Here is a 22,905-nt window from a genome sequence, read left to right as displayed (position 1 = left end):
CACGGACGGCGCCGATTCCGGTTCGCAGGCCGGCATGGACCGAAGGAATGCCTGATCGATACGCGTCATCGTCGCATCCTCCCGCCTTGGGTCGCCGTACCTTTCTCGGCCGTTCAAGGCGGCGATCTCTTGGGGTGAACGGTTCGGCTACCTACCAAACGGGGACTTGCGGTCCGTCAGATGCTCCGGCACCTAGGCGGACTTCGCGACTCAACGGTACGTATTCCACGTGGAGGTCGAAGTCTGCGGATAAACGGGAGGACTCCCGCTTGTGGACGGATAGTAGTACGGCGACGAATTGGCGGACGGGGCCGGGGTGTAGGTTGGGTTGGACGGATTCGGTACCACCGGGTATCCCGTCGCAGCGGGGACGCTCGTCCGGGCATAATCGGCCCGAACCACCGCCGGATCAACCACTTGGGGCTGTCCGCCGGATGCGGGTAGAGAGGGATCGGCCGGTCGGCCCCAACCGGAAGCCTCACCCGACGGGGCAGGGTACGCGGAATTGGGCGACGCGTTTTGATTCCACGATGGCGCGCTGGGGCGATTCAGGTTGGGAGAATAAGCAGGGACGTAGCCGGCGTCCGGCGACCCCGAGTCTCGGCCGTTCCCGCGAAAGGCGACGCGTTCATCGACCGCCGGTGAAGCGTAGGGTGGCGTAGCAGGGTATCCGTAGGACTGCGCACTTGCCTGCGAGTACGCACCCTGCGGATAAGTCGTCGGCATGGTGGGAGCGGCGGTCTGCGACGATGGAGCGGCCCAGGTCGGCCCCGACGACGGCGTCGAGTTGGCATATCCGGAGGAGTTTTGGGCTACCGCCTGCGGACCGGTCCAAGGTTGATAGTACGGGTTCTGAACCGTGTAGGGTTGCCCGTCCTGGACCGATGGTTGCCCGGCACCCGCCGATGGAGTTTCGGAAAAGTTGTTCGAAGCGGCATTCGCCCAACTCGGCTGCTGAGCCGCCGGAAGCGGGGGCTGCGAAGAGGCCGGATCATTCCAGGCGGGCGGCCGCGATGCAAACGCGGATACTCCCTGCGGGGCGTAGCTGGGAACGGGCAGGGCGGCGCCGGGCGGAGCATACTGCTGTTGGGCGGCCATGCCGGTCGGGGGTGAACCCGCATCCGTAATTGCCGCGTCACCCCATCGATTTCCCGGCGGCAGATCGAAACCTAACGGGGACTTGGAGGGCGCCGCGGTCTGAGCAACGGGACCGGCGGTGCTTGGGGAGTTCCAACCGTCCCAGGCCGTGGCGGTCGCTTGACCGACGCCCGGCTGTGCGGAAGTCGGGGACGAGGTCAGGTCCGAGCCCCATCGCGGGGCCTCGGGGGCGTCGGGTTGGGGAACGGGCACTTGCCAGCGGCCGTTGCTATCGGTTACGCCTCCCGAATCGTTCCGCCCGCGTCCGGAGAAGAACCAGACCGCCGCCAGAAGGACGATCACGACGCTTCCCAGGGCGACGCCCCGCCAAACCGGCTTTTCCAACATCGCAAAACCTCCGTTCGAGATGGTTTCCAATTCTTCGAGATCGCTTTCCGGGCGGCTCAAGTCGGGCAGTTCTGTGAGCACGCTGGGACGAAACGCTCGGGCATCCGAGGAAGACGATCGCACGCGGACCGCACACGGACCTGCCGACGCCTCATTCGGCCCGAAAGCCGCGACGGATTGCGTCTGAGAGACCTCGCCGTGACGATTCGATTGCTCGTTCATGGACATCGTGCTTTGAAGACTGGGGTCGTTTGAGGCGGTCAGGACGAACTCCGCGCATGCACGCGGTTCGTCGTCTGGAAGCAACAATCGGACGCAATCTGGGAAAACCTTAAGGATTATTCGGAAATTACGGGAATTGCCGAATGATTGGACCCGGCTTCGTCGTGACGCACCAGCTTAGGGGTGGGATTAATCGCAGATTTCATTGGAAGAAATGTGGCATCGCTTGAGCGAATCGTGATAGATTTCGCTCATTTGTTGACAGAGTGCATTCACCGTGCCATAATTGGGGTTGTTTGAGTTGACTTTGCGAGTCCTTGCTGCGTGGTTGGATGATCGGTCCGGGAAGAACGCAATGCCGCCCAGTCAATCGACCCTAACCGTTCAAGAACGACGGCAGCAGATTCTGGAGCTGATTCGCGCGCGGCACTTCGCCACCTTGGACGAGCTCACCGAAGTGCTGGGAGTGTCGGAGTCTACGGTCCGGCGGGACTTGGAGGCGCTGGAGGAAGAAGGCGAGGCGCACCGCATCCATGGGGGGGTGTTGTATACCGGCAGTTCGCCCAAGCTGCCCCATTTCGAAATGCGGCAGCCCATGCGTTGGGCCGAAAAGAAGGCCATCGCGCGAACGGCCGTCGAGTTGATCCAGCCGGGAGATTCCATCCTGCTGGACGGCGGCAGCACGACTTATGAGGTAGCGCGGTTGTTGACCGGCGTGCCGCTGCATGTCGTTACCAACTCGCTTCCCGTCGCCAATTTGTTTGCCTCCAGCCCGATCAGTGACCTAGTCTTCTTAGGAGGTAGTATTTGTCCGCGGAGCGGTGTGGCTCAGGGGCCGCTGGCCGACGCCATGATCGGGTCGTTGCGTGTTCGCAAGGCGATTCTGTCCGTCGCGGCGGTTAATGAACAGGGATTCTTCAACAACAACGTGTTGTTGGTGGGGACGGAGCGCCGCATGATGGAGGCCGCCGACGAAGTGATCGTGGTGGCGGACAGCTCCAAGTTCGGGCACTGTAGTCTGACCCATCTCTGTCCGTTGGATGCCGTTCGGTACGTGGTTTCGGACGACGGTTTGAGCGCCGATTGGCGGACGAAGATCGAGTCGGCGGGCGTACGGCTGCTGGTGGCGGCGGTGCAGGAGCGGCAAGCGATTCCCGTGGCCGATTTGGGCGACGGAGAGAGTGTGGACGCGCCGGTGCGGAGCGGTTGAAGGCCCGCTCTCGATGCGCGGCCTGAGGGTTCTGTGAGAGAGGGAGCAAGGAAAGTCGCGGCGGTCGTCGGCGGGTGAGCGACAGCCCGGCGGGGAGTTGCCAAGAGCCAGGATAAGGGAACGGTAGAGCTATGAGTATTGCGCCTCCGATCGACCGTTCGCAGGTCGAAAAAATCGTCCGCGAAATCGTGGTGCAGCTATTGGGCGGGCCGAAAGACAAGCCCGACTTGGTGGTCAGTATTTCGGCTAGGCATTGCCACTTGAGTCAAGAGGACGTGGAGACTCTCTTCGGCAAGGGGCATCAGTTGACGCCCATGAAACCGTTGTATCAAGACGGTTTTTACGCCGCGGAGGAGACCGTGATGTTGGTGGGCCCGCGGCGGCGGATGCTGCCGAGCGTTCGCGTGCTCGGTCCCACGCGTTCGCGGACCCAGGTTGAGCTGGCGTTTACGGATGCCATCTCCCTGGGGATCGAAGCCCCGGTGCGTCCCAGCGGCAAGATCGACGGCACGCCCGGCTGCGTCCTGGTGGGCCCGGCCGGCGTGGTGGATTTGAAGCAGGGCGTGATTCGGGCGGAGCGGCACGTGCACATGAACGTCCGCGACGCGGATTATTACGGCGTGAAGGACGGCGATCGCATGTCCTTGCGGATCGAATCCGGCTCTTGCACGACGGTGTACGAGGGTTTGCTGGTTCGGGCGGACGAAACCAGCAAGTTGGAAGTGCATCTGGACACGGACGAGGGCAACGCGGCGGACATCGACCATGCCGTTCGCGTGGAGTTGTTCAAGCCCTGAGTCGCAGTCGCGACGGAAACCGCGACGGAAACAAGGTATGGGAAAACGGACGGCTCTCGACTTGGTCGTACCGTACCGGTTCGGAAACGTGAGTTCGGTTTGGTTCCTACCCCTGGAGTAGAAGACGATGGCGAAATCCATGGAAGCTTTAGGCATGATTGAGGCCAAGGGTTTTGTGACCCTTGTGGAAGCCACCGACGCCATGCTCAAGGCGGCAAACGTGCAGTTCTTGGGCTGGGATAAGGTGGGGAGCGGCTTGGTGAGCGTATTCGTCACGGGCGACGTGGCGGCGGTCAAGGCGGCCACCGACGCCGGAGCGGCGGCCGCGGCGCGGATCGGCGAGGTGGTCAGCGTTCAGGTCATTCCTCGCCCGCACGACGAGCTTTCGGCCGTGCTGCCGGCGCCCGCGACCAAGGAATCCAAGGCGGATTGACCGCTCATGACGCCGCGCAAGAGTACACGAACCAGGACCATTGAGAAAAGAAAGGGTATTGCCCCCATGCAAGACGCCATTGGATTGATCGAAACGAAGGGTTTGGTGGCATTGATGGAAGCGACGGACGCCATGGCGAAGGCCGCCAACGTCCAGATTGTGAAGCGCGTGCAGATCGGCGGCGGATTGGTGACGACGATCGTGCGGGGAGACGTGGGAAGCGTTCGGGCCGCCGTCGAGGCGGGCGCGAATGCCGCCTCGCAAGTCGGCGAGTTGGTCGCCAGCCACATCATTCCGCGGCCCGCGGACGGCGTGATCGCCGCCTACCTGAGCTGAAGCGGCGCGGCTTTCGGCAGGACTTCGCGCCGTCGCGACCGGGGCGGCCCCGTGTGCCGCGGCGGGTTTTTGGCATCGTCTCGCCGGACGTCGCCGAGAGCGTCGGCTTTCCCTTGATAGGATGTCCTGGGAGGAGGACGGAGCATGAAGGTCTTGGTGGCCAACCTGGGATCGACGAGCTTCAAGTACCGTCTCTTCGACATGGAGACGGAACGGCAGCTTGCGCGGGGCGGCATCGAACGCATCGGCGCGGACGCGAGTCCCGTTTCGGCCGAGATCGCGGGGAAACGCTTGGAGAGCACGATGCGCGTCCCCGATCATGCCGTGGCCGTGCGATGTTGCTTGGACCAGCTCACCGATCCGGAGCGAGGATGTTTGAAGGATGCCGCCGAGGTGTCGGCCATCGGCTTCAAGGCCGTGCATGGGGGCCGCATTTCGGGCGTGCAGCGGGTCACGGAAGACGTGTTGGCGGCCATGGAGGAAATGTCGTCCACCGCCCCGGCGCACAATCCGCCGTATATCCGCGCGATGCGATTGCTCCGCGAGAGGCTCCCCGGCATCCCGTTGGTGGCTGCCTTCGAGACCGATTTTCATCGCACGGTGCCCGATCGGAATCGCTACTATGCCGTCCCCTATGAGTGGGCCGAATGGCAGGTGCTGCGTTGGGGATTCCACGGGGCGAGCCACCGCTACATCGCCGCTCGCACGGCGGAACTGCTGGGCCGAAATGATCTTCGCGTCATATCCTGCCACCTCGGCGGGTCCAGTTCGCTGTGCGCCATCCGAAACGGGCAAAGCGTCTTCACCAGCATGGGGATGAGTCCCCAGACCGGCCTGCCGAACAACAATCGGGTCGGCGATTTCGATGCCTTCGCGATCCCTATTGTGATGGCCAAGGCCGGATGGACCTTGGAGCAGACGCTGGAAGCCTTGGCGAACAAGTCGGGGCTGTTGGGGTTGAGCGGCGTAGGCACGGATATGCGCGACATCCGCCTGGCCGCCGCCCAAGGCAACCGCCGGGCCGCCCTGGCGATCGAAGTCTTCACGGCTTCGATCCGCCACTACCTGGGGGCCTGTCTGGTGGAATTGGGCGGGGCGGACGTGGTGGTCTTCACCGGCGGAATCGGTGAGAACGACGCAGAGTTGCGAGCGGCCGTCTGCGAGGGCCTGGAAGAACTGGGCATCGTGCCGTCGCCCGACAAGAATCGGCAAGCGCGCGGAGAGTGCGACATCAGCGATCCGCGAAGCCGTGTTCGGATTTGGACCATGCCGACCAATGAAGAATTGATGGTGGCGAGACAAGTCCGCGACCTGTTGCAGGCGGGAGGCTGAGCATGTTTTTGGCCCGAGTTACAGGTACGCTGATCGCCACGCAGAAAGTCGGCTCGATGGTCGGCCACAAACTCCTGACCGTGGAGCCGTATCGCTTGGACCCCGAGACGCGCGGGCACCTGAAGGGGACCGGAAGGACCTTCGTGGCCGTGGATACCGTGGGGGCCGGCGAGGGGGAACTGGTGCTGATCGTGCAAGGTTCCAGCGCCCGGCTGACGCCCGAGACCAAGAACCTGCCCGTGGATACGGTCATTATCGCGATCGTGGATCAGGTGCACGTCAAGGACACGTGCGTGTACAGCAAGGACGGAGGCCGTGGGGCCTGAACGCCGTTGCAACATGGCACGGCTCGGCCGTCCGAGGGGAGTTCCGTGGGAGGCGGGCGTTCCGACGTGGGCCTGTGAGGCGATGGCGGAAGCAACGATAGATCTCGATCGCCGTGCGATGCGGCGAATTCCGTGAGGAGCGGTGCGATGCAAATCAATGAGAATCTCGTGCGTTCGGTAGTGGAGGAAGTGATTCACCGGCTGAAGAGCAACGGCTCGGCAGCGATGCCGTCGGCGCCCGGCCCGGCCGTCCGCAGTTATCAGGGCCGCCTCGGTTTGTTCACGGACGTGGATGAGGCCGTGGCCGCGGCCTCCGAGGCCTTCGATCGGCTGTCGCGCTGCACGATGGAGGAGCGTAAGCGAGCAATCGATCACATTCGCCGCATTTCCGTCGAACAGTGCGTCGAACTGGGCACGATGGAAATGGAGGAGACCAAGATCGGGCGTTTGCCGCACAAGATCGAAAAGCTCAAGACTCTCGGCGAGCGGACGCCCGGCGTGGAATTCATGCGGAGCGAGGCCTTCAGCGGCGACCACGGCTTGACGGTCATCGAACATGCACCCTTCGGCGTGATTGGGGCGATCACACCGGTCACGCATTCCTTGCCGACGCTCACGGGCAACGCCGTCAGCATGTTGGCGGCGGGCAATACGGTGGTTTTCAACCCGCATCCCAGCGGCAAACGCGTGGCGGCGGAGGGCGTGCGGCGATACAACCAGGCGATCTATCGCGATCTGGGGGTGGACAACTTAATTTGCATCATCACGGAACCGACCTTGGAGACGGCCAATGCGATCTTCAAGCATCGCAACATCGCGCTCTTGTGCGTAACGGGCGGTCCCGGCGTCGCCAAAGCCGCCTTGCAGCAGGCCAAGCGGGCGATCGTGGCCGGCCCGGGCAATCCCCCCGTGGTGGTCGACGAAACCGCCGACTTGGATCGCGCGGCGCGGTGCATCATCCAAGGCGGATCGTACGATAACAACCTCCTTTGCATCGGCGAAAAACAGGTTTTCGCCGTGGAAAGCATCTTCGATGATTTGATGGCGGCGATGGAACGTGCCGGGGCCGTCCGCCTCAACGCCTCGGAAATCGAGGCCTTGACCGCCAAGGCCGTTACGACCGTGGGCGAGGGCAAGGCTCGGCACGACGTGCCCGTCAAGGATTTCATCGGCCAAGATGCCGCGGTGCTGGCGCGGGCGGCGGGACGCCGCATCGCCGACGACGTGGAATTGATCTTCGGCGAAACGGCTTTCGAGCATCCCTTCGTTCAGATCGAACAGATGATGCCGTTCATTCCCTTCGTTCGCTGCCGAAACGTGGACGAAGCCATCGAACGGGCCCGCCTCAGCGAGCACGGTTTCCGGCATACGGCCATCATCCATTCCCACGACGTGGTCAACATGACGAAGATGGGTCGGGCCTTGGACACGACGATCTTCGTGAAGAACGGACCTTGCATGGCGGGGTTGGGACTCGGCGGGGAAGGTTATCTGTCCTTCTCCATCGCCGGCCCGACCGGCGAAGGGATCACGACGCCGCTGACGTTTACCCGAGAACGCCGTTGCGCGATGATCGACAGCCTGCGGATTCTGGGACGCTGACCACGGCGGTTCCGGAGCGGGCTTCGGAGAACATGGCGGAACCGGCGGTACAGGTGACGAGAAAGGCGGCGAGGCTCGGGGATGTTGGCGGGTCGCGTGGTAGGAACGGCAACGGCCACGATCAAGCACCCTTCCATGAAGGGGTGGCGGCTGCTGTTGGTTCAACCCATGGCCGCGGACGGCCGTTCCCCGGACGGCGATCCCGTTCTGGCGGTGGATCATCTGGGCGCGGGTATCGGGAATCAGGTCATCATTTCCAGCGACGGCAAGCACACGCAAACCGTGCTCAATGACAAAAAGACGCCCGTTCGTTGGGCGGTAATCGGGATTACCGACTGATGCAAGAGTTCCAGGACATACCGGACGGCGCGACTTTGGAACGCATCGTGCGCGAGGTGCTGGCTGCGCTGGGGGCGGAGGCGGGCGGCAGCGACGGCACGGCGCGGGATCGCGCTCCCGAGAGCGCACCGGCGACGCCGAGGGCGGCCGGTGCAGTCCCGGCGGCACCGCAAGCTCGGATCGTTTCGTCGCGCGAGGGGGAACTTGCGATTCCGGAACGGGTCGTGACGGCGACTCTCCTGGAGGATCGGCTGCACGGCATGCGACGCCTCTTGGTTCGGCCGGGTGCGATCTTGACGCCCTCGGCGCGGGATCTGTTACGACAGCGGCAAATCGTAGTGACGTACGGTCCGGTTCCCACGCCGGGGGGCGCTACGGGGTGGGCCGGAGCCGAAGCCGTCGCCGAAGCGGCGGCCGATGTCCTACCCATCGTGCTGGTGACGCGGCGCATTTCGGCCGCGCAATTGAGCGGCCTGTTTCGCGGCGAAGGCCTGAGGATCGCGCCGGAAGAGATGGATTGCATGGTCCGGGCCTCGCAGCGGGCGGCGGAGGCGGTTCGTCGACCGGGCGGCCGAGCGGTCGTGGTGACCTCGCTTACCGCAGCCGGGGTTTGTTTGGCGAATCGCTTGGGCGGCGTGCGGGCCGTGGCGGGTAGACGCCCGAACGAAGTCGCCCTCGATGCCGCCGCGGTGGGAGCGAACGTGCTCGTGGCCGATGCGCGGCAAGGCGTTTTTCAAATCAAACGGATGATCATGGAGTTCGTGCGGTCGCCCCGCCGATGTCCCGAGGCCTTCGCCCCGCATTTGAGCTGAGCGACCGTGAGCGACGGAATCGCCCAAGGAGGGCCGGACGTGCGAGTCGGAACCGTAATCGGCAAGGTGACCTTGAATCGAGCGCATCCCTCGCTTCGCGGAGCGGTCTTGAAAATGGTCGTGCCGTTATCGTTGGACAACTTGCTGAACAAGCTGCCCGCGCAAGCCGAGGAGTTGGTCGTTTACGACGAGATGTCGTCGCACGAAGGCTGTTACGTCGCGTTCAGCGAGGGGCGGGAGGCGGCCCAGCCGTTCGACGAGCCGAAGCCCATCGACGCCTATGCGGCGGCCATCCTGGATCACATCGAGGTCCGGCCTTTACCGTAAACTCGGACCGGATGAGGACGGCGGCGCAATCGGAAAAACGAAAAACGGAGATAAGGAACCATGGTGAACGTGCACAAGGTGAAACAAGAAATCTGCGAAATCGGCGATCGGTTGTATAAGCGAGGGTTTGCCGCCGCCAACGACGGGAATATCTCGTATCGCATCGGCGAGAACGAGGTGTTGTGCTCACCCACGATGATTTGCAAGGGCTTTATGAAGCCCGACGATCTGTGCATCGTGGATATGGAGGGCAAGCAGATCGCGGGGAGGCGAAAGGCCACCAGCGAAATCAAACTCCATTTGGCGATCATGAAATCTCGGGCGGACATCAAGTCCGTGGTGCACTGCCATCCGCCGCACGCGACCGCCTTCGGAATTGCGAGGGAGGCCGTGCCCATGTGCGTGCTGCCCGAAGTGGAGATCTTCCTGGGCGAGGTCCCCATTGCACGCTATGCCACGCCCGGGTCGCAAGAGTTCGCCGATACGATCCTGCCTTTCGTGAGAAAGAGCAACGTGATCATCCTGGCGAATCACGGTACGGTCAGCTTCGGCAACTCGGTGGAGCAGGCGTATTGGTACACCGAGATCTTGGATGCGTATTGCCGTATGTTGATGCTGGCACAGGGTCTGGGACGCGTGAACTACTTCACGGAACCCGAAGCCAAAGCACTTCTTAATTTGAAGGAGAAGCTGGGTTACAAAGACCCGCGCATGGAACTCCAGAACTGCGAGCTGTGCGCCAACGACGTCTTCCGCGATAGTTGGAAGCAAAGCGGCGTGGATCAGCAGGTCTTCCATCCGCCGCGGTTCCGGAACGGCTCATCATGTGCAGGACCTTCGACTCAGCCCAACGGCGATGGAAAAGCCGTAAACGATGACGATCGTGAAGCCCTAATCCAGGCCATTACCGATCGCGTCATGCAGGCCTTGCAGTCCGGGACGCGGGCGTAAAGACGCTCTCTGCCGCCGGTGCCGGCGGAGATGACGCCTTCTTTCTTTCTTTCTTTCTTTCTTTCTCGGCGGCGGCCGCCGTCTCGTTCGGCCGTTGCCGCGCGGTCATCGGCGGGTGTTCGCTGCGGACGATCGGCAACAATTCCGACGGCAAGAACGCCGGCGAGCGTCCGTTCTCCTTTCCACCGCCGACGACGCACCGGTCGGCAGTCTTGACTGCGGTTTGCTCTCCGCTATGCTAAGGGCGGTTGTGCGTGCCGCTGCGGCTCACGGATTCTGCCGGTGAGGAAACTGCCTGCCATGTCTCTCAACTCACGCGGACTGTTTAGAAAGTACCATCGTGGCGGGGCACGAGCCGCGGCACAGCTCATGGGGATGGTCCTGATCGTGGCGATCTCCACATCTCTGGCGCGAGCCGCCGCGCAGGAATCGTCGAACCGCGCGGACGATGGACCGCCTCCCTCCGCACCCGTGCGCTGCTTGGTGATTACGGGCGAAGATTATCCGGGGCATCGGTGGCAAGAGACCACGCCCGTTCTGGTCGAGGCTTTGTCTCAAGGCGGCAAAATTCGGGTGGAGGTCCTCGACAAGCTCGCCGAAATGGATCGCATCGACTGGTCGCGTTACGATACCGTCGTGATGCACTTCAAGAACTACGACCCGAATGTGCCGGGCCGAGCGGCATTCGACGCCCTGGATCGCTTCGTGAAGGGCGGAGGCGGCTTGGTGCTGGTGCATTTCGCCTGCGGGGCGTTCCAAGAATTCAAAGACGATTTTGAGAAGTTGGCCGGTCGGGTTTGGGATCCGACGCTCCGCGGGCACGATCCTCACGGTTCCTTCCAAGTCGTCATCGCGGATTCGAATCACCCGATCACCAAAGAGCTGCCGAATTTCGAGACGGTGGATGAGTTGTACACGTGCCTGTCCGGCGACACGCCCATCCATGTGCTGGCGGAAGCCGTTTCTCGCGTGGACGGCCGCGTCTATCCCATGGCCTTTACGCTGAACGTCGGCAAAGGCAGAGTTTTTCACTGCGTTCTGGGGCACGACGTTCAAGCTCTCCGTAATTCTCACGTGCAAGAGTTGTACCGTCGCGCTTGCATGTGGTCGGCCGCGCGGTAGACGCGATGCCCAGTCGCGTCGATCGCCTCGCGAGGCAGGATAAGCGCACTTGGGGACGACATGACAGGAGCGGCGAGAACATGCAAATCAGTTTTCACACGGATGCCTTCAACTCCTCTTACTGGAATTTCGAGAAGTGCTTGCAATGGGCGCAAGCGCACGACGTGCATTTCATCGAGTGCGGCGTGATCGACGGCGTGAGCTGGATTCACGGTTTGGGTTATCAGCCGCATGTGGCGCTTTACCAGGACCCCTTGCTGCTGCGACGCAAAATGGAAAGGTACGGCGTGGCCTTTTCACAGATCGACGCCGCGTATCCGCTGTCCGGCAAGGATGGGCCGCTCTACGGCGTCCCGTACGTGCTCCATGCCGTTCGTTGGGCCAAGTTGGCCGGTTGCCCCAGAATCGCCACCACCGACGGTCTGGATCGCCCCGAGGGGCTTTCCGACGACGAGGCCATGGCCCTGATGCGGCGCAGTTACGAGCAAATCCTCGAGGTCGCGGAGGCCTACGAAATCACGATCAACATCGAAGTGCATGGTTATTTCACCACCAATCCCGACCGATTGGCCGAAATGCTGGATTTCTGCGACAGTCCGTTCTTGCGGCTGAATCTGGACACGGGCAATTCCTTCATCGCGGGCCGAGACCCCGTGCAATTCGCGCGGCGGTTCGCGTCGAAGATTCATCACGTCCACATCAAGGACGTGAGCCCATCGTTGGCGGCGGCGGTGCGCGGACAGGAGACGGGAATAGCGGTCAGTCACTGTGCGATCGGCGAGGGCGTGAATGCCGACAACATTCGGGAGGTGCTGACGATCCTCCGCGATCACGGTTATAACGGTCCCTTGAGTATGGAGTGCGAAGGCCGGGGCGGGCCGATGATCGAGCGTTCCTTGCAATGGCTGCGGGGCACGCTCCGGGAGCTGGGCATTCCGGAAGAGACCGGCCCAGGGGGCGCGTGAGACGCTCCGCGATCCGCTTGCGGCGCGACGGCCCCGGAAAGGCGCGGGAGGCCCTTTGGGCTATATGGGAAACGGCCCTCGAACCGGAGGTTCGGGGATGATTCGATCGGAAGGCGGACTCGAGTTTTCTTCACCGGAGCCGGAATCATGAAAAAACAGGCATCCCCCCAGTCTTCGTTGACGCGGCGTACTTTCCTGGAAAAATCGGCGGTCGGAACGGCGGCCGTCTTCAGTGGAGCGGCCTTAGCACGCGGCGTCCATGCCGCCGGGAGCGACGTCATTCGGGTGGGAATGATCGGTTGCGGCGGGCGCTGCTCGGGCGCGGCGGCACAAGCCCTCAATGCCGGACCGGACATCCGCTTGGTCGCGATGGCGGACGTGTTTGAAGCCAAGGTCAACGCCGCCTACGAGAACCTGCGGGCTTTGGCGCCGGATCGCGTCGTCGCGGACGCCGATCATCGCTTCACCGGCTTGGACGGCTACCGGAAGGTCATCGAGGCGTCCGACGTGGTCCTCATCGCCTGCGCCTCCAAGTTCCATCCCATGTACTCCGAGGAGGCGATCAAGGCCGGCAAGCACGTCTTCGTGGAAAAACCGCATGGGATCGACCCGGTCGGCGTGCGGCGGATGCAGGCCGCTTGCGATTTGGCCAAGGAAAAGGGGCTGAGCCTCGTGTCGGGCTTGCAAAGCCGGTTCGATGTGGGTTGGCAGGAGACGATGAAACGGATTCACGACGGCATCATCGGCGATATCGTCGCGGTTCAGGCAATGTTCCTCCGCGGGCCGTACCGGGTCATGGCCCGCAAACCCGAGCACTCCGAATTGGAATTCCAGTTTTGGAACTGGTACCACTTCTGCTGGCTCTCCGGTGACGACGTCCCCCAATCGTTGGTCCACAACATGGACCGCGTGACCTGGGCGCTCCAGGAGGAAATGCCCGAGTGGGCATTCGGGTTGGGCGGACGGGCCGCCTCGTTCGGGGAAGGGCTGGGCGACATGTACGACAATCAGACCGTCGTCTACGAATACCCCAGCGGCGCTCGCGTCTATGCCATGTGCCGCACCCAAAGCGGGACCTACGGCAACGCCGGCGACATCATCATGGGTAGCAAGGGCGTGTGTTACTTGGGACAAAAACGGATCAAAGGCGAGACCGACTGGAAGTTCGAGGGACAACAAAACGATCCTTATCAAACCGAGATCAACACGCTCATGGATTCGGTGCGCAAAGGGCAGCCTTACAACAGCGGTTACCACATGGCCAAGAGCACGATGGTCACCGTGTTGGGGCAACTGGCGGTCTACACCGGCCAGCCCTTGCGATTCGAAGAAGTGGCGGCCATGGACTTCGCCTATCGGCCCCTGCCGGAGGACACGACGTTGACGATGGAGCCGCCCACGCTGCCGGACGCGACGGGGAATTATCCCCTGCCGAAGCCGGGCATCACCAATCTGGAGTGGATTGCCGGACCGCGCCGGCCGTAAGCCGTAAGCGGCGACTCCGGCGTTGCGAGAGGTGCCGATCTCGCCGCTCGTGGCGTCCGTGCCGACGTCGCGAGCGGTCTTTTTTCTGCCTTCCGCGGGAGTCGGTGTTTTCCCGCGGCGGGAAATGCCCCAGCCTGTGACTTGTTCCGCTTCCCAAAAAGGTCCAGAATAACCGGCTGGATTGCATGACCGGACCCGCCGGGGCTGTGAGAATATGCTGGCAAAGCTTACGACCTTGACCCTCCTCGGGATCGACGCCGTCCCGGTGGAGGTGGAAGTGGATGTCTCGCCTTCCGGATTGGCCAAGACGGTGATCGTCGGCTTGGCGGAAGCCTCCGTCCGCGAAAGCACTCATCGCGTGGATCGGGCGATTGTGAACTCGGGGTTCGAGCGGCCGGAGAATCGCACCGTCATCAATCTGGCGCCGGCCGACCTGCCGAAAGAGGCGGCCTCGTTCGATTTGCCGATCGCGCTCGGCATTTTGGCGGCGGCGGGCCAGCTCGATCCCCTCCGTTTGGCGGACTATGCCGTTGTGGGAGAATTGGCCCTGGACGGCACCGTTCGGCCGATTCGCGGAGCCTTGTCCATGGCCATGACTTTGGCCAAGGCCGGGCGGTGTCGCGGCCTGGTCGTTCCCCGCTACAATGCCCCGGAAGCGGCTATCGTCGAGGATCTCGAGGTGGTCCCCGTCGATTCCTTGACCCAGGCCGTGGCATTCTTGGGCGGTGCTTTGGAGATTCCGCCGCATCCCTCGCAATTGGAGGAGTTGTTCCACCGCTACGCCGCTTACGAGGATGATTTATCGGACGTGCGCGGGCAGGAGATGGCCAAGCGGGCGCTGATTGTGGCCGCGGCGGGAGGACACAATCTTTTGATGGTGGGGCCGCCCGGTTCCGGAAAGACCATGCTGGCCCGGCGTTTGCCCACCATCCTGCCCGATTTGACCCCCGCCGAATCCATCGAGACGACGCGCATTTATAGCGCTCTCGGCAAGGTCCAGCCGGACAAGCCGCTGTTGGCGGTCCGACCGTTTCGGGCACCGCATCACACCATCAGCGATGCCGGTCTCGTCGGCGGGGGATCCACGCCCACGCCGGGCGAGATCAGCCTGGCGCACAACGGCGTCCTTTTCCTGGACGAATTGCCGGAATTCAACCGCCGAACCCTGGAGGTGCTGCGTCAGCCGCTGGAGGAAAGGACGGTGACGATCGCCCGAGCGAGCTTCAGCACGACCTTTCCCGCGAACTTCATGTTGGTGGCGGCCCTCAATCCCTGCCCCTGCGGCTATCGCGGCGATCCCCGCCGGTCGTGCCATTGCACGGTACCGCAGATCGAACGTTACATGGCCAAGATATCGGGGCCGCTGCTGGATCGCATCGACATCCACTTGGAGGTTCCGGCGGTGCCCTTCCAAGAGCTGTCCGGGGGGCGAGAGGGGACCTCCAGCGCGGAGGCGAGGAGCGTCGTGGTCGAGGCTCGCCGACGGCAGCAGCGGCGCTTGCAGGGGAGCCGCGCCCGATGCAACGCCGAAATGTCCCACCAGCAGATTCGCAAGCATTGCAGGCTGGGTAGCACCGCCAAATCACTCCTTCAGGCGGCGATGATGGAGTTGGGACTTTCCGCGCGTGCTCACGATAAGATCCTCCGTGTGGCGCGTACCATCGCCGACTTGGATGGAAGCGACGACATCAGCGAAGTCCACGTCAGCGAGGCGATTCAGTACCGCATGTTGGACCGGAACATCTTTCGCTGAAGCCGGGCGTGCCATCACATGCCCCTGGTGCCGTGGTCGGGCATTCGGGCGGGGCAATGTACGATCTCCTTGATCGGGGGTATGATGCAAACATGCCTCCGCCGTTGCAGGGAGCCGCTCCGAGGCTCTCACGGCACGCGGCAGCTTTCTCGGCCGTGCCGTCGGTTGAATCTCGCGGCGCGGTCTTGCCTGCCAGGCTCATGCTCAGTCCCGGCCGTGGACCTCCTTCGCCGTGAAAACACCTCGTTGAACCCATGTCCTCTTCGTCGCCCGACAACGCCCGCCGCGACGCCTACGCCGCGTGGCGTTCTCCCAGCTACCGTTCGTACGCTCCCGCCTGGTTTGCGATGGTCTTCGCCTCGCAGATCGAGCTGGTGGCCTTGGGCGTGTACGTTTACGATCGCACGGCCGATCCCCTAGCGCTGGGGTGGCTGGGCATGGCCAAGGCGCTTCCCGTGATCTTCTTGGCCTTGATCGGGGGGCACCTCGCCGATCGTTTCGATCGCAAACTGCTGGTGATCGTCACCCTGGCCGTCATCACGCTGACCAGCCTCGCCATGTGGGCGGTGGTTCGCAATGGGCAAGTAGGCTGGATTTATGGGTTGCTGGCCTTGGCCGCCGCAGCGCAAGCGATGGGGACTCCCGCGCGGGCATCGCTCCTTCCGTTAATCGTACCCACCGCCGACTTTAGCAACGCCGTGGCCTGGAATAGCAGCATCTTTCAATTGGGAACCATGACGGGACCGATCTTGGGCGGGCTGCTGATGGGCCCCGGCAAAGACGCCGCCACGGCCCTGGCTGCCGTGGCGTGGTTTCGCGGCGTATCGTTGCTGTTGATGGTGTTCGTCCGACCTCGGGCTCAAGGGCGCGGGTCCGCAACATCGGAATCGGCTGGAAGCATTTGGGAAGGGCTGCGCTTTGTCTTGCGCCATCGCATGATTCTCGGCGCGATCAGCCTCGACTTGCTCGCAGTGTTGCTGGGCGGCGTCACCTATCTCTTGCCGGTTTTCGCCGAGGACATTTTGCGTGTGGGGCCGACCGGATTGGGAATGTTGCGCTCCGCCGAGGCGGCGGGCGCCATCGTGATGGCGATGCTCCTGGCGCATCTGCCCCCCATGCAACGAGCCGGACGAAATATGCTCTTGGCGGTGACGGGATTCGGCGTCGCCACCATCGTGTTCGGGCTGTCCCGAAACTACGCCCTCTCACTCGGCATGATGTTCTTGATCGGGGCCTTCGACAACGTCAGCGTGGTGGTACGGCACACCCTGGTTCAAATGTTGACTCCCGATGGTATGCGCGGCCGCGTCTCGGCCGTCAATACCGTCTTTATCGTGCTGTCCAACGACTTGGGCGGCGTGGAGTCCGGCGTGACGGCCCGACTTTTCGGTCCCGTCGGCTCCGTGCTGTTCGGCGGCGCCGGGGCGATACTCGCGGTTGTCGCGGTGATGAAATTGTGGCCGGATTTGGGACGCGTGGGCGCGCTGCACCTCATTGCTCCCGTGCAGGAACGCCCCGTAGCGGCGGAAGCGGGCGAAGCCGCCGCTAAAACTACCGCCGTCAACGGGGAGTTGGTTTCGATCGACCGCGGCCCGCCGCAAACGTGACGTAGGGTGGTCGGGTACGGCCATCCACTTGAAATTACTCCTCAGTCGAGCCAAGTCCTGCCGGTTACCTGGGCTGTTGAGACCATCGAGGAAGCTAATACGCAACCGATGACAGGTGATATTGGCTTAAATGTTAATTAAGGCCTGGCGGAGACGCTCGCGCCGACAAGGTCCCTCGATGGGGTTAACCTTTATTGGGGGATCAGGAGGCTTTTCCATTGCCCTATGTAAATACACGGGATAGATTTGGATATTGGCTCGTCCACTGTCCTTTGCCGAATCCTCCCGTGTTCCGCGGCCGGGTTTTGCCGGAGGAAATGGTCTTGATCGGAACGGCTTCCAGCAACATGCGAATCGCGGTCGGCAGCGATCATCGCGGCTCCGCGCTGCGCCACAAGGTGATCGTCTTCTTGGAAGGACTGGGCGTTCACGTCGTGGACGTCGGGGTGGACAGCGCCCATGCCGTGGATTATCCCGAGATCGCTGCCAATGTGGCTCGTCAAGTCAGCGAAAAGCTCGTCGATCGGGGCATCTTGATCTGTGGGAGCGGATTGGGAATGGCCATCGTGGCCAACAAGTTCCCCGGGGTTCGGGCGGCGCCGTGTCACGACGAAATCACGGCCGAGGTCAGTCGTAGACACAACGATCTGAACGTGCTTTGCCTGGCGGCCGATATTCTTGGGCCGAAGTTGGCGGACCGGCTGGTGGATGTCTGGCTCCGTACGGAGTTCGAAGGCGATCGCCATCTGCGGCGGATTCGCAAGATCGCCGAATTGGAATGCCGGAACGGCCGTCACGAGGCCTCCTTCCCGCATCCTAAGAGAGCATGACGGCGCGACGTCTCTCGATCGCGACCGGGGAAGGCAATCGCCCTCGTCCAAGATGTCGTCAAAGATCTTGCGAGGAGGCGTCTCCCGTCTCCTTGGGCGCAGGATGCTTGCTCGGCTCAAGATACGGCTTCAACCAAGGCGGGGCGTGACGATAGGTATGTTTGACGCCCGGCAAGGGGATACTCGCGAAGTCGTACTGAGGGCCGCCGAACCAATTCAGAGCGTAGTACGCGATGAGCAGCCCGCCCAAGCCGCCCAAGACGATGCCCAGCAGCTCGCGGAGGAGGGATTTCTTCCTGCCGTTTCCTTGCAGACGACTCCGCACGGAGGTCGTTTCCGCGACTTCGGATGCGGCAAACACGAAGGGTTCCTGGGATTCCGCGGGAGCCTCTCCGGTCTGGATGGACGGCTCGACGGTCTCACGAATCCAGGCGTCGATAGAAGGCTCATCCGTCTCGCCGGTCTGGAGTGAGGCTTCTTCCAGCTTTTTCAGGAGTCGACCGATCCAGCGCGCGGCAGTCGCCCCTAACGGCCGGCGCGACGGCTCGAGGATTAATTCGCTCAAGGCGAAGACGTCGGCCCCCTCGGGTGCGCGAACCAGGATGGGGGATTCCGGCGACTCCACGGCGGATGCCACGGTTTCGGTTTGGCGATCCTCCTCGGATTCGGCTGCGGTCTCCGGGGACGCAATTGCGCTGGGAGCGGGGCTTGCGTCAGGACCGGTCGAAGGGGATTCTTCGACCGGTGCGTCCGATTCACCGCCGGCTTCAGCACCGCGGGGGAAGATGGCCGTGTCACCTGCCAGATCATCGTCGCGTCGATCGAGGACGTCTTCCTCCATCCTTTGCGGCGACGGGTTCCGCGACGCCTCATCGGCTTCGCCGGCGTCCGTCCGCTGGGTGATGGTAACGCCCTCGGCCTGAGGTAAATCGAGCAACTCGTCCTCGGGAAGCTCCAAGAGCAGGTCCTGAGTTTCTTCGTCGGTTTCGTCGGCGCGCGCGTCGCTCGGCGACATGGGTACGGGATGGTCCGACTGAGACGCATCGCCTGCGGATTCCGAGTCCGACGGTCTTCGTTCTTCCGGCAATTCGGCGGAGTCGCTCATGGCATCGCTCCCAACAGCGGTTTTCGTGTCGCGCTTGGATTGTCGAGCTTTTCACCCCGAGATGATCCGGCCGGGGAACCCGGTCTTGGGGGCCGGATTTCGGATGAAGATACGTCTTCAGTGTACCATCGGCCGCTCAGGGTTGCGCAGATCCCGGCGACTGCCTTGGAAGCTCGGGCACGGCGCGGGAAGGGCGATCGAAAACCGTCCGGGTCACGTCGCCGAGATGAGCGCACTGCGAAGGCTGCGAGGAATGCCGGATCAAAACGCATACTTGGCCTGGAGTTCGAAACGCGCCGTTTCGCCCGGGGCAAGCCCGATGTAATGCGTTTCCCAAAAGCTCACCTCGAACCCCAGATTGAATTGCTTCGTGAAGTCATACACGGTGTTGAAGTAATAGACGTGGTTGTAATTGCGGCCGGAAGTCATGCGGCGGTTGAGCGGGTCGTCGATGGAGAAACCCCCATGCCAATGCCACTGCGGGGTGCAGTCGAACCGGACGTCGAACCAACCGCCGTTGGAAAGGACGGGCGCGCGTGCCGCGGTCGATGGTCTGTAAGATCCCGCCCATGTAGGCGGCCAGGTTCTCACCGGTGAAAAACTCGCACTGGAATCCCAACCGGTCCGTGATCGGCCAATCGAAATCCACGTTGAAAGACCACGTCTTGCGCGACAGGTTGGAGATCGGATCGGGATTGGGCGGTCGAAAGTCCCAGTATTGCTCGCCGATGTGACCGGAGAATCCGAGGGTGATCGGCCGGCATTCGGGCATCTGGCGGTCGCCGAGCGTAAAGGCGATGCGGCCCTGAAAATCGGGCCAACCCCCTTCCGTGCCCACCACATTCGTGGAGGCGGGCGGATTGATGATGATGTTCGAATTGGCCGACCATTGCGCCGTGACGAGCAGGGTTTCCGAGAGATCGAAATAGCGCTCCAGCCTCAATTGCGCTCGGCGGTATCCTAGATTGCCGACGCCCGAACCGGGCACGTAATTCAGCATGCCGGGGTAGAGGGGTGACATCAAATCCCACGCTTGCCCAAAGAGAACCCGCCATTCCTCGTTCTTGGCCTCGATGTAGGCCTGGCGAAAGAGCACGCCGGACTTGTTTTTCAGGACCCATTCGCCTTGAAAGTCCAGCTCGACCTTGCCGCCGAGCTTAATGTCGGGTCGTTGCTCGGGCGACGGGCCGGCGATATCCAGCCCGAGTCGCGTCGATTTGGCGTCGAAAAAGAATCCGCTCTCGCCGTGAACGTCGCGGGATTCCACCCATAGGGCGAAGTCGCCCAAATAGGTGCGCTCCGTTTCGTACACACCGCTTACCGTGATGCGACCGTAAGGCGTGATTTGAAACGCACCCTTACGCCACGAGAGGCCCTGCATCTGTTGTTGCAACTCTTCGCGGGTGACATAGGGCGATTCGTAGGCGGCGGCTTGCGCGGCGTCTTCCCAGCGGGGTTCGGCGATGGGGGACTGCGGCTGTACCATCCATTGGGTGGGTGACAGACTGGCGGGAGAGGTGGCCGCTGGAGCGACGTTGGGCTGCGTCCCCTGCGGAGCTGCGGGGTCAACCGCGATTTCCGAGCGAGACCATAGCTGTGGCGATGACGGAAGCGCAGGTACGGGCGACACGAGGCTTGCCGAAGGGAGCGGTTCGGCACCGTGGGGAAAAACAGCGTTCCCGAATTCCGGTTCGATATTCTGAGCCGGCGGCGCCGCGGAGTATAGTTGGCCGGGCATGAACGGGGGCATGACTGCGCCAGTTTGCCCCAAAACCCACGGGTCAAGGGAGCAGACGACTGCAAGGGAAGCGGCGACGAATTTCCACCACGGTCGATCGCTGATGGAGAAAGTCCGTACGGTCTTGGAGGGAAGAGGGTCAAGCGCGGCCATGAGGTCTCGATCCTAGTGTTGGGTATTGCTTGAACCTTGCCGTGAACGGGAGCATGGCGCAAAACCACCCCACCGTGCGAAGGGCGAGATTGTTATCGTCACGTTCTTCGTTAATCTTGACACAGATATCCTATTTTTCGCCGCTTGTGCGTTTCGTTGCGAACAGGCTGCAACTTTTATAAAATCATGGTTTTCGTTTTCTTGTACGCCCGGATTCGCGGGCGGGGGGACGAGTGACCGGTATGTGACAGGAGGCGCGACCGGTCGGGTTCGAGCTCAGGGAATCCGGGAGGACGACTTGTCAGGCAAGGGTCGCTTATTTTTGAGTGGCAATGAAGCGGTCGCCCTGGCGGCCAAGCATGGGCACGTGTCGCTTGGAACCGGTTACCCGGGGACTCCATCGACGGAAATCTTGGAGAATTTCGCCGAATTGGGCGGTAAAGCTCAATGGGCGCCGAATGAAAAGGTGGCGCTCGAGGTGGCCATCGGCGTTGCCCTGGGGCGTGCCGATGCTCTTGTCACGATGAAGCACGTCGGGCTGAACGTGGCTGCCGATCCGTTATTCTCGGTGGCGTATACGGGGGTGCCCGGGGCGTTGGTCATCGTCTCGGCGGATGATCCCGGCATGGCCTCCAGTCAGAACGAGCAGGACAATCGCCGCTATGCGGTGGCGGCCGGCGTTCCCATGCTGGAGCCTTCCGATTCGCAAGAGGCGTATGACCATACTTTGGCGGCGATCGAGATATCGCGGAAGTGGGAAACGCCTGTCCTGTTGCGGATGACGACGCGGGTGTGTCACTCGAAGACGGTGGTGACGCCGGGCGAGACGCTCAACCCGCCGGAGGAGCCGCGTTTCGTCCGCGATATGGAAAAGTACGTAATGATCCCGGCTTACGCGCGCCGGGCGCATAAAAGGTTGCGAGAAAAGCTCCAGTCGCTGGCGACCCTGAGTGAGTCGCCGCGGTTCGTCCGAGAGGATCCGGGGGCGGGCGATCTGGGGATCATCACCTCCGGGATCAGCTACATGCACGTCCGCGAGGCCGCGCCGGAGGCCGCCGTTCTCAAGCTGGGAATGACGCACCCACTGCCCCTGGAACGCATCCGGGAGTTTGCGGCCCGTTGCCGCCGCTGCTTGGTGGTTGAAGAGGGCGACCCGTATCTGGTCGAGCAGATCCGCACGGCGGGTATTTGGGTGGAAGGCAAGCCCGAGATGTACCGCTTCGGAGAACTGGATGTGGCGCGGGTTCGCCGCATCGTCGCGGGCGACGTCTCACCGGAATCCGTGCCGCCGCCGGTCAAACCGCCGCAATTGTGCAACGGCTGCCCCCACCGGGCCACCATGGAGGTCCTGCGCGAGTTGGACTGCATCGTGGCGGGGGATATCGGCTGCTATTCGCTGGGCGTCCTGCCGCCTTTTCAGGCGATCGACGCCTTGATGTGCATGGGCGCCGGGATCGGCATGGGCCTGGGTCTGCGCCATGTCCTGCCGGAGGAACAGGCTCGGCGGGTCGTCAGCATCATCGGCGATAGTACGTTCGTGCACACGGGAATTCCGGGCTTGGTGGAGATGGTATACAATCCGCCGCCGACCGGCCATGTGGTCCTCATTTTGGATAACGGCACGACGGCCATGACCGGCATGCAGGAGCACCCCGGCACGGGGCGAACCCTGAATCACGAGCCGACGGGACGCGTGGATTTCGAGAACTTGTGCAAGGCGTTGGGAATCGCGAATGTGCGCACCATCGATCCGTTGAGTGATCGTGAGGGATTGAAAACCGCGATCCGAACCGCCTTGGCCGGCTCGGAATTGTCCGTCATCATCGCCCGGCGAACCTGTCTTTTGGCGGCGGGAAAAATCCGTCAATACGAGATCGCCGCGCAAAGATCGACCGCGTGCGACGCCGCGCCCCTTGCGCCGTGATGAGGCGGGATGGGTGAGAGCCGAGGGACGCAGTCGGAGTTCCGTCGGCCG

Annotated in this window: 22 protein-coding genes; 18 read left to right on the top strand and 4 right to left on the bottom strand. The window is 62.7% G+C overall.

Annotated features, from left to right (window positions below):
- Window positions 1–210: 210 nt before the first annotated feature.
- Window positions 211–1,707 (bottom strand): hypothetical protein, encoded by a 1,497-nt coding sequence (locus tag ACZ5B4_RS08950; RefSeq protein WP_464910882.1) that lies wholly within the window; start codon window positions 1,705–1,707, stop codon window positions 211–213.
- A gap of 355 nt (window positions 1,708–2,062) precedes the next feature.
- Here ACZ5B4_RS08950 and ACZ5B4_RS08945 point away from each other — a divergent pair, with 355 nt between their 5' ends.
- From ACZ5B4_RS08945 to rpiB, 17 genes are all read left to right on the top strand, one after another.
- On the top strand, window positions 2,063–2,917 hold the full coding sequence (locus tag ACZ5B4_RS08945) for a DeoR/GlpR family DNA-binding transcription regulator (protein WP_464910881.1): 855 nt from the start codon (window positions 2,063–2,065) through the stop codon (window positions 2,915–2,917).
- 131 nt (window positions 2,918–3,048) lie between these two features.
- Window positions 3,049–3,714 carry a phosphate propanoyltransferase gene (pduL, locus tag ACZ5B4_RS08940; RefSeq protein ID WP_464910880.1) on the top strand — a complete coding sequence of 222 codons (666 nt, stop codon included), beginning with the start codon at window positions 3,049–3,051 and terminating at the stop codon, window positions 3,712–3,714.
- A 127-nt stretch (window positions 3,715–3,841) separates the two neighbouring features.
- Window positions 3,842–4,147, top strand: a complete 306-nt coding sequence (locus ACZ5B4_RS08935) for a BMC domain-containing protein (RefSeq protein ID WP_464910879.1) — start codon at window positions 3,842–3,844, stop codon at window positions 4,145–4,147.
- Window positions 4,148–4,213: 66 nt separating this feature from the next.
- Entirely contained in the window at window positions 4,214–4,483 is a 270-nt protein-coding gene (locus ACZ5B4_RS08930; RefSeq protein ID WP_464910878.1) for a BMC domain-containing protein, read from the top strand.
- A gap of 144 nt (window positions 4,484–4,627) precedes the next feature.
- Complete coding sequence (locus tag ACZ5B4_RS08925) at window positions 4,628–5,815, top strand: acetate/propionate family kinase (protein WP_464910877.1); 1,188 nt, start codon at window positions 4,628–4,630, stop codon at window positions 5,813–5,815.
- Between the two features lie 2 nt (window positions 5,816–5,817).
- On the top strand, window positions 5,818–6,141 hold the full coding sequence (locus ACZ5B4_RS08920; RefSeq protein ID WP_464910876.1) for a EutN/CcmL family microcompartment protein: 324 nt from the start codon (window positions 5,818–5,820) through the stop codon (window positions 6,139–6,141).
- Between the two features lie 147 nt (window positions 6,142–6,288).
- Window positions 6,289–7,743 carry an aldehyde dehydrogenase family protein gene (locus ACZ5B4_RS08915; RefSeq protein WP_464910875.1) on the top strand — a complete coding sequence of 485 codons (1,455 nt, stop codon included), beginning with the start codon at window positions 6,289–6,291 and terminating at the stop codon, window positions 7,741–7,743.
- A gap of 81 nt (window positions 7,744–7,824) precedes the next feature.
- The gene (locus ACZ5B4_RS08910; RefSeq protein WP_464910874.1) at window positions 7,825–8,082 is read left to right on the top strand and encodes a EutN/CcmL family microcompartment protein; all 258 of its coding nucleotides are present in this window, start codon (window positions 7,825–7,827) and stop codon (window positions 8,080–8,082) included.
- On the top strand, window positions 8,082–8,894 hold the full coding sequence (locus tag ACZ5B4_RS08905; protein WP_464910873.1) for a hypothetical protein: 813 nt from the start codon (window positions 8,082–8,084) through the stop codon (window positions 8,892–8,894). The genes ACZ5B4_RS08910 and ACZ5B4_RS08905 overlap by 1 nt, the downstream gene beginning before the upstream one ends.
- Before the next feature lie 39 nt (window positions 8,895–8,933).
- Window positions 8,934–9,221, top strand: a complete 288-nt coding sequence (locus ACZ5B4_RS08900) for a EutN/CcmL family microcompartment protein (protein ID WP_464910872.1) — start codon at window positions 8,934–8,936, stop codon at window positions 9,219–9,221.
- Window positions 9,222–9,281: 60 nt separating this feature from the next.
- Window positions 9,282–10,172: a class II aldolase/adducin family protein gene (locus ACZ5B4_RS08895; protein ID WP_464910871.1), complete on the top strand. Its 891-nt coding sequence runs from the start codon at window positions 9,282–9,284 to the stop codon at window positions 10,170–10,172.
- 300 nt (window positions 10,173–10,472) lie between these two features.
- Window positions 10,473–11,294 carry a ThuA domain-containing protein gene (locus ACZ5B4_RS08890; RefSeq protein ID WP_464910870.1) on the top strand — a complete coding sequence of 274 codons (822 nt, stop codon included), beginning with the start codon at window positions 10,473–10,475 and terminating at the stop codon, window positions 11,292–11,294.
- An 80-nt stretch (window positions 11,295–11,374) separates the two neighbouring features.
- Window positions 11,375–12,259, top strand: coding sequence for a sugar phosphate isomerase/epimerase family protein (locus ACZ5B4_RS08885; RefSeq protein WP_464910869.1), 885 nt, complete (start codon window positions 11,375–11,377; stop codon window positions 12,257–12,259).
- A 147-nt stretch (window positions 12,260–12,406) separates the two neighbouring features.
- A complete protein-coding gene (locus ACZ5B4_RS08880; protein ID WP_464910868.1) occupies window positions 12,407–13,744 on the top strand; it encodes a Gfo/Idh/MocA family protein in 1,338 nt (445 codons plus the stop codon).
- Between the two features lie 214 nt (window positions 13,745–13,958).
- Window positions 13,959–15,497, top strand: a complete 1,539-nt coding sequence (locus ACZ5B4_RS08875) for a YifB family Mg chelatase-like AAA ATPase (RefSeq protein ID WP_464910867.1) — start codon at window positions 13,959–13,961, stop codon at window positions 15,495–15,497.
- A gap of 254 nt (window positions 15,498–15,751) precedes the next feature.
- Window positions 15,752–17,104: an MFS transporter gene (locus ACZ5B4_RS08870; RefSeq protein WP_464910866.1), complete on the top strand. Its 1,353-nt coding sequence runs from the start codon at window positions 15,752–15,754 to the stop codon at window positions 17,102–17,104.
- 287 nt (window positions 17,105–17,391) lie between these two features.
- Entirely contained in the window at window positions 17,392–17,934 is a 543-nt protein-coding gene (rpiB, locus tag ACZ5B4_RS08865; protein ID WP_464910865.1) for a ribose 5-phosphate isomerase B, read from the top strand.
- A 58-nt stretch (window positions 17,935–17,992) separates the two neighbouring features.
- Here rpiB and ACZ5B4_RS08860 read toward each other — a convergent pair whose 3' ends face one another.
- The 3 genes from ACZ5B4_RS08860 to ACZ5B4_RS08850 form a co-directional block, all read right to left on the bottom strand.
- Window positions 17,993–19,039, bottom strand: a complete 1,047-nt coding sequence (locus ACZ5B4_RS08860; RefSeq protein ID WP_464910864.1) for a hypothetical protein — start codon at window positions 19,037–19,039, stop codon at window positions 17,993–17,995.
- A 261-nt stretch (window positions 19,040–19,300) separates the two neighbouring features.
- Complete coding sequence (locus ACZ5B4_RS08855) at window positions 19,301–19,468, bottom strand: hypothetical protein (RefSeq protein ID WP_464910863.1); 168 nt, start codon at window positions 19,466–19,468, stop codon at window positions 19,301–19,303.
- Window positions 19,416–20,930 carry a hypothetical protein gene (locus ACZ5B4_RS08850; RefSeq protein ID WP_464910862.1) on the bottom strand — a complete coding sequence of 505 codons (1,515 nt, stop codon included), beginning with the start codon at window positions 20,928–20,930 and terminating at the stop codon, window positions 19,416–19,418. Before ACZ5B4_RS08850 ends, ACZ5B4_RS08855 begins: the two co-directional genes overlap by 53 nt.
- A 322-nt stretch (window positions 20,931–21,252) precedes the next feature.
- Between ACZ5B4_RS08850 and ACZ5B4_RS08845 the strand changes: the two genes are divergently transcribed.
- Window positions 21,253–22,854 (top strand): thiamine pyrophosphate-dependent enzyme, encoded by a 1,602-nt coding sequence (locus tag ACZ5B4_RS08845; RefSeq protein WP_464910861.1) that lies wholly within the window; start codon window positions 21,253–21,255, stop codon window positions 22,852–22,854.
- The last annotated feature ends 51 nt before the right edge of the window (window positions 22,855–22,905 follow it).

The organism is Thermogutta hypogea (genome assembly GCF_055386265.1).
The sequence above is the reverse complement of the archived record's forward strand: the minus strand, read 5'-3'. Positions and strand labels throughout refer to the sequence as shown.

Bases quoted from the DNA above. Each gene is read 5' to 3' on its own strand.
- ACZ5B4_RS08950 (WP_464910882.1), bottom strand. From the start codon at position 1,707: ATGAACGAGCAATCGAATCGTCACGGCGAGGTCTCTCAGACGCAATCC.
- ACZ5B4_RS08945 (WP_464910881.1), top strand. From the start codon at position 2,063: ATGCCGCCCAGTCAATCGACCCTAACCGTTCAAGAACGACGGCAGCAG.
- pduL (WP_464910880.1), top strand. From the start codon at position 3,049: ATGAGTATTGCGCCTCCGATCGACCGTTCGCAGGTCGAAAAAATCGTC.
- ACZ5B4_RS08935 (WP_464910879.1), top strand. From the start codon at position 3,842: ATGGCGAAATCCATGGAAGCTTTAGGCATGATTGAGGCCAAGGGTTTT.
- ACZ5B4_RS08930 (WP_464910878.1), top strand. From the start codon at position 4,214: ATGCAAGACGCCATTGGATTGATCGAAACGAAGGGTTTGGTGGCATTG.
- ACZ5B4_RS08925 (WP_464910877.1), top strand. From the start codon at position 4,628: ATGAAGGTCTTGGTGGCCAACCTGGGATCGACGAGCTTCAAGTACCGT.
- ACZ5B4_RS08920 (WP_464910876.1), top strand. From the start codon at position 5,818: ATGTTTTTGGCCCGAGTTACAGGTACGCTGATCGCCACGCAGAAAGTC.
- ACZ5B4_RS08915 (WP_464910875.1), top strand. From the start codon at position 6,289: ATGCAAATCAATGAGAATCTCGTGCGTTCGGTAGTGGAGGAAGTGATT.
- ACZ5B4_RS08910 (WP_464910874.1), top strand. From the start codon at position 7,825: ATGTTGGCGGGTCGCGTGGTAGGAACGGCAACGGCCACGATCAAGCAC.
- ACZ5B4_RS08905 (WP_464910873.1), top strand. From the start codon at position 8,082: ATGCAAGAGTTCCAGGACATACCGGACGGCGCGACTTTGGAACGCATC.
- ACZ5B4_RS08895 (WP_464910871.1), top strand. From the start codon at position 9,282: ATGGTGAACGTGCACAAGGTGAAACAAGAAATCTGCGAAATCGGCGAT.
- ACZ5B4_RS08890 (WP_464910870.1), top strand. From the start codon at position 10,473: ATGTCTCTCAACTCACGCGGACTGTTTAGAAAGTACCATCGTGGCGGG.
- ACZ5B4_RS08885 (WP_464910869.1), top strand. From the start codon at position 11,375: ATGCAAATCAGTTTTCACACGGATGCCTTCAACTCCTCTTACTGGAAT.
- ACZ5B4_RS08880 (WP_464910868.1), top strand. From the start codon at position 12,407: ATGAAAAAACAGGCATCCCCCCAGTCTTCGTTGACGCGGCGTACTTTC.
- ACZ5B4_RS08875 (WP_464910867.1), top strand. From the start codon at position 13,959: ATGCTGGCAAAGCTTACGACCTTGACCCTCCTCGGGATCGACGCCGTC.
- ACZ5B4_RS08870 (WP_464910866.1), top strand. From the start codon at position 15,752: ATGTCCTCTTCGTCGCCCGACAACGCCCGCCGCGACGCCTACGCCGCG.
- ACZ5B4_RS08860 (WP_464910864.1), bottom strand. From the start codon at position 19,039: ATGAGCGACTCCGCCGAATTGCCGGAAGAACGAAGACCGTCGGACTCG.
- ACZ5B4_RS08855 (WP_464910863.1), bottom strand. From the start codon at position 19,468: ATGACTTCCGGCCGCAATTACAACCACGTCTATTACTTCAACACCGTG.
- ACZ5B4_RS08850 (WP_464910862.1), bottom strand. From the start codon at position 20,930: ATGGCCGCGCTTGACCCTCTTCCCTCCAAGACCGTACGGACTTTCTCC.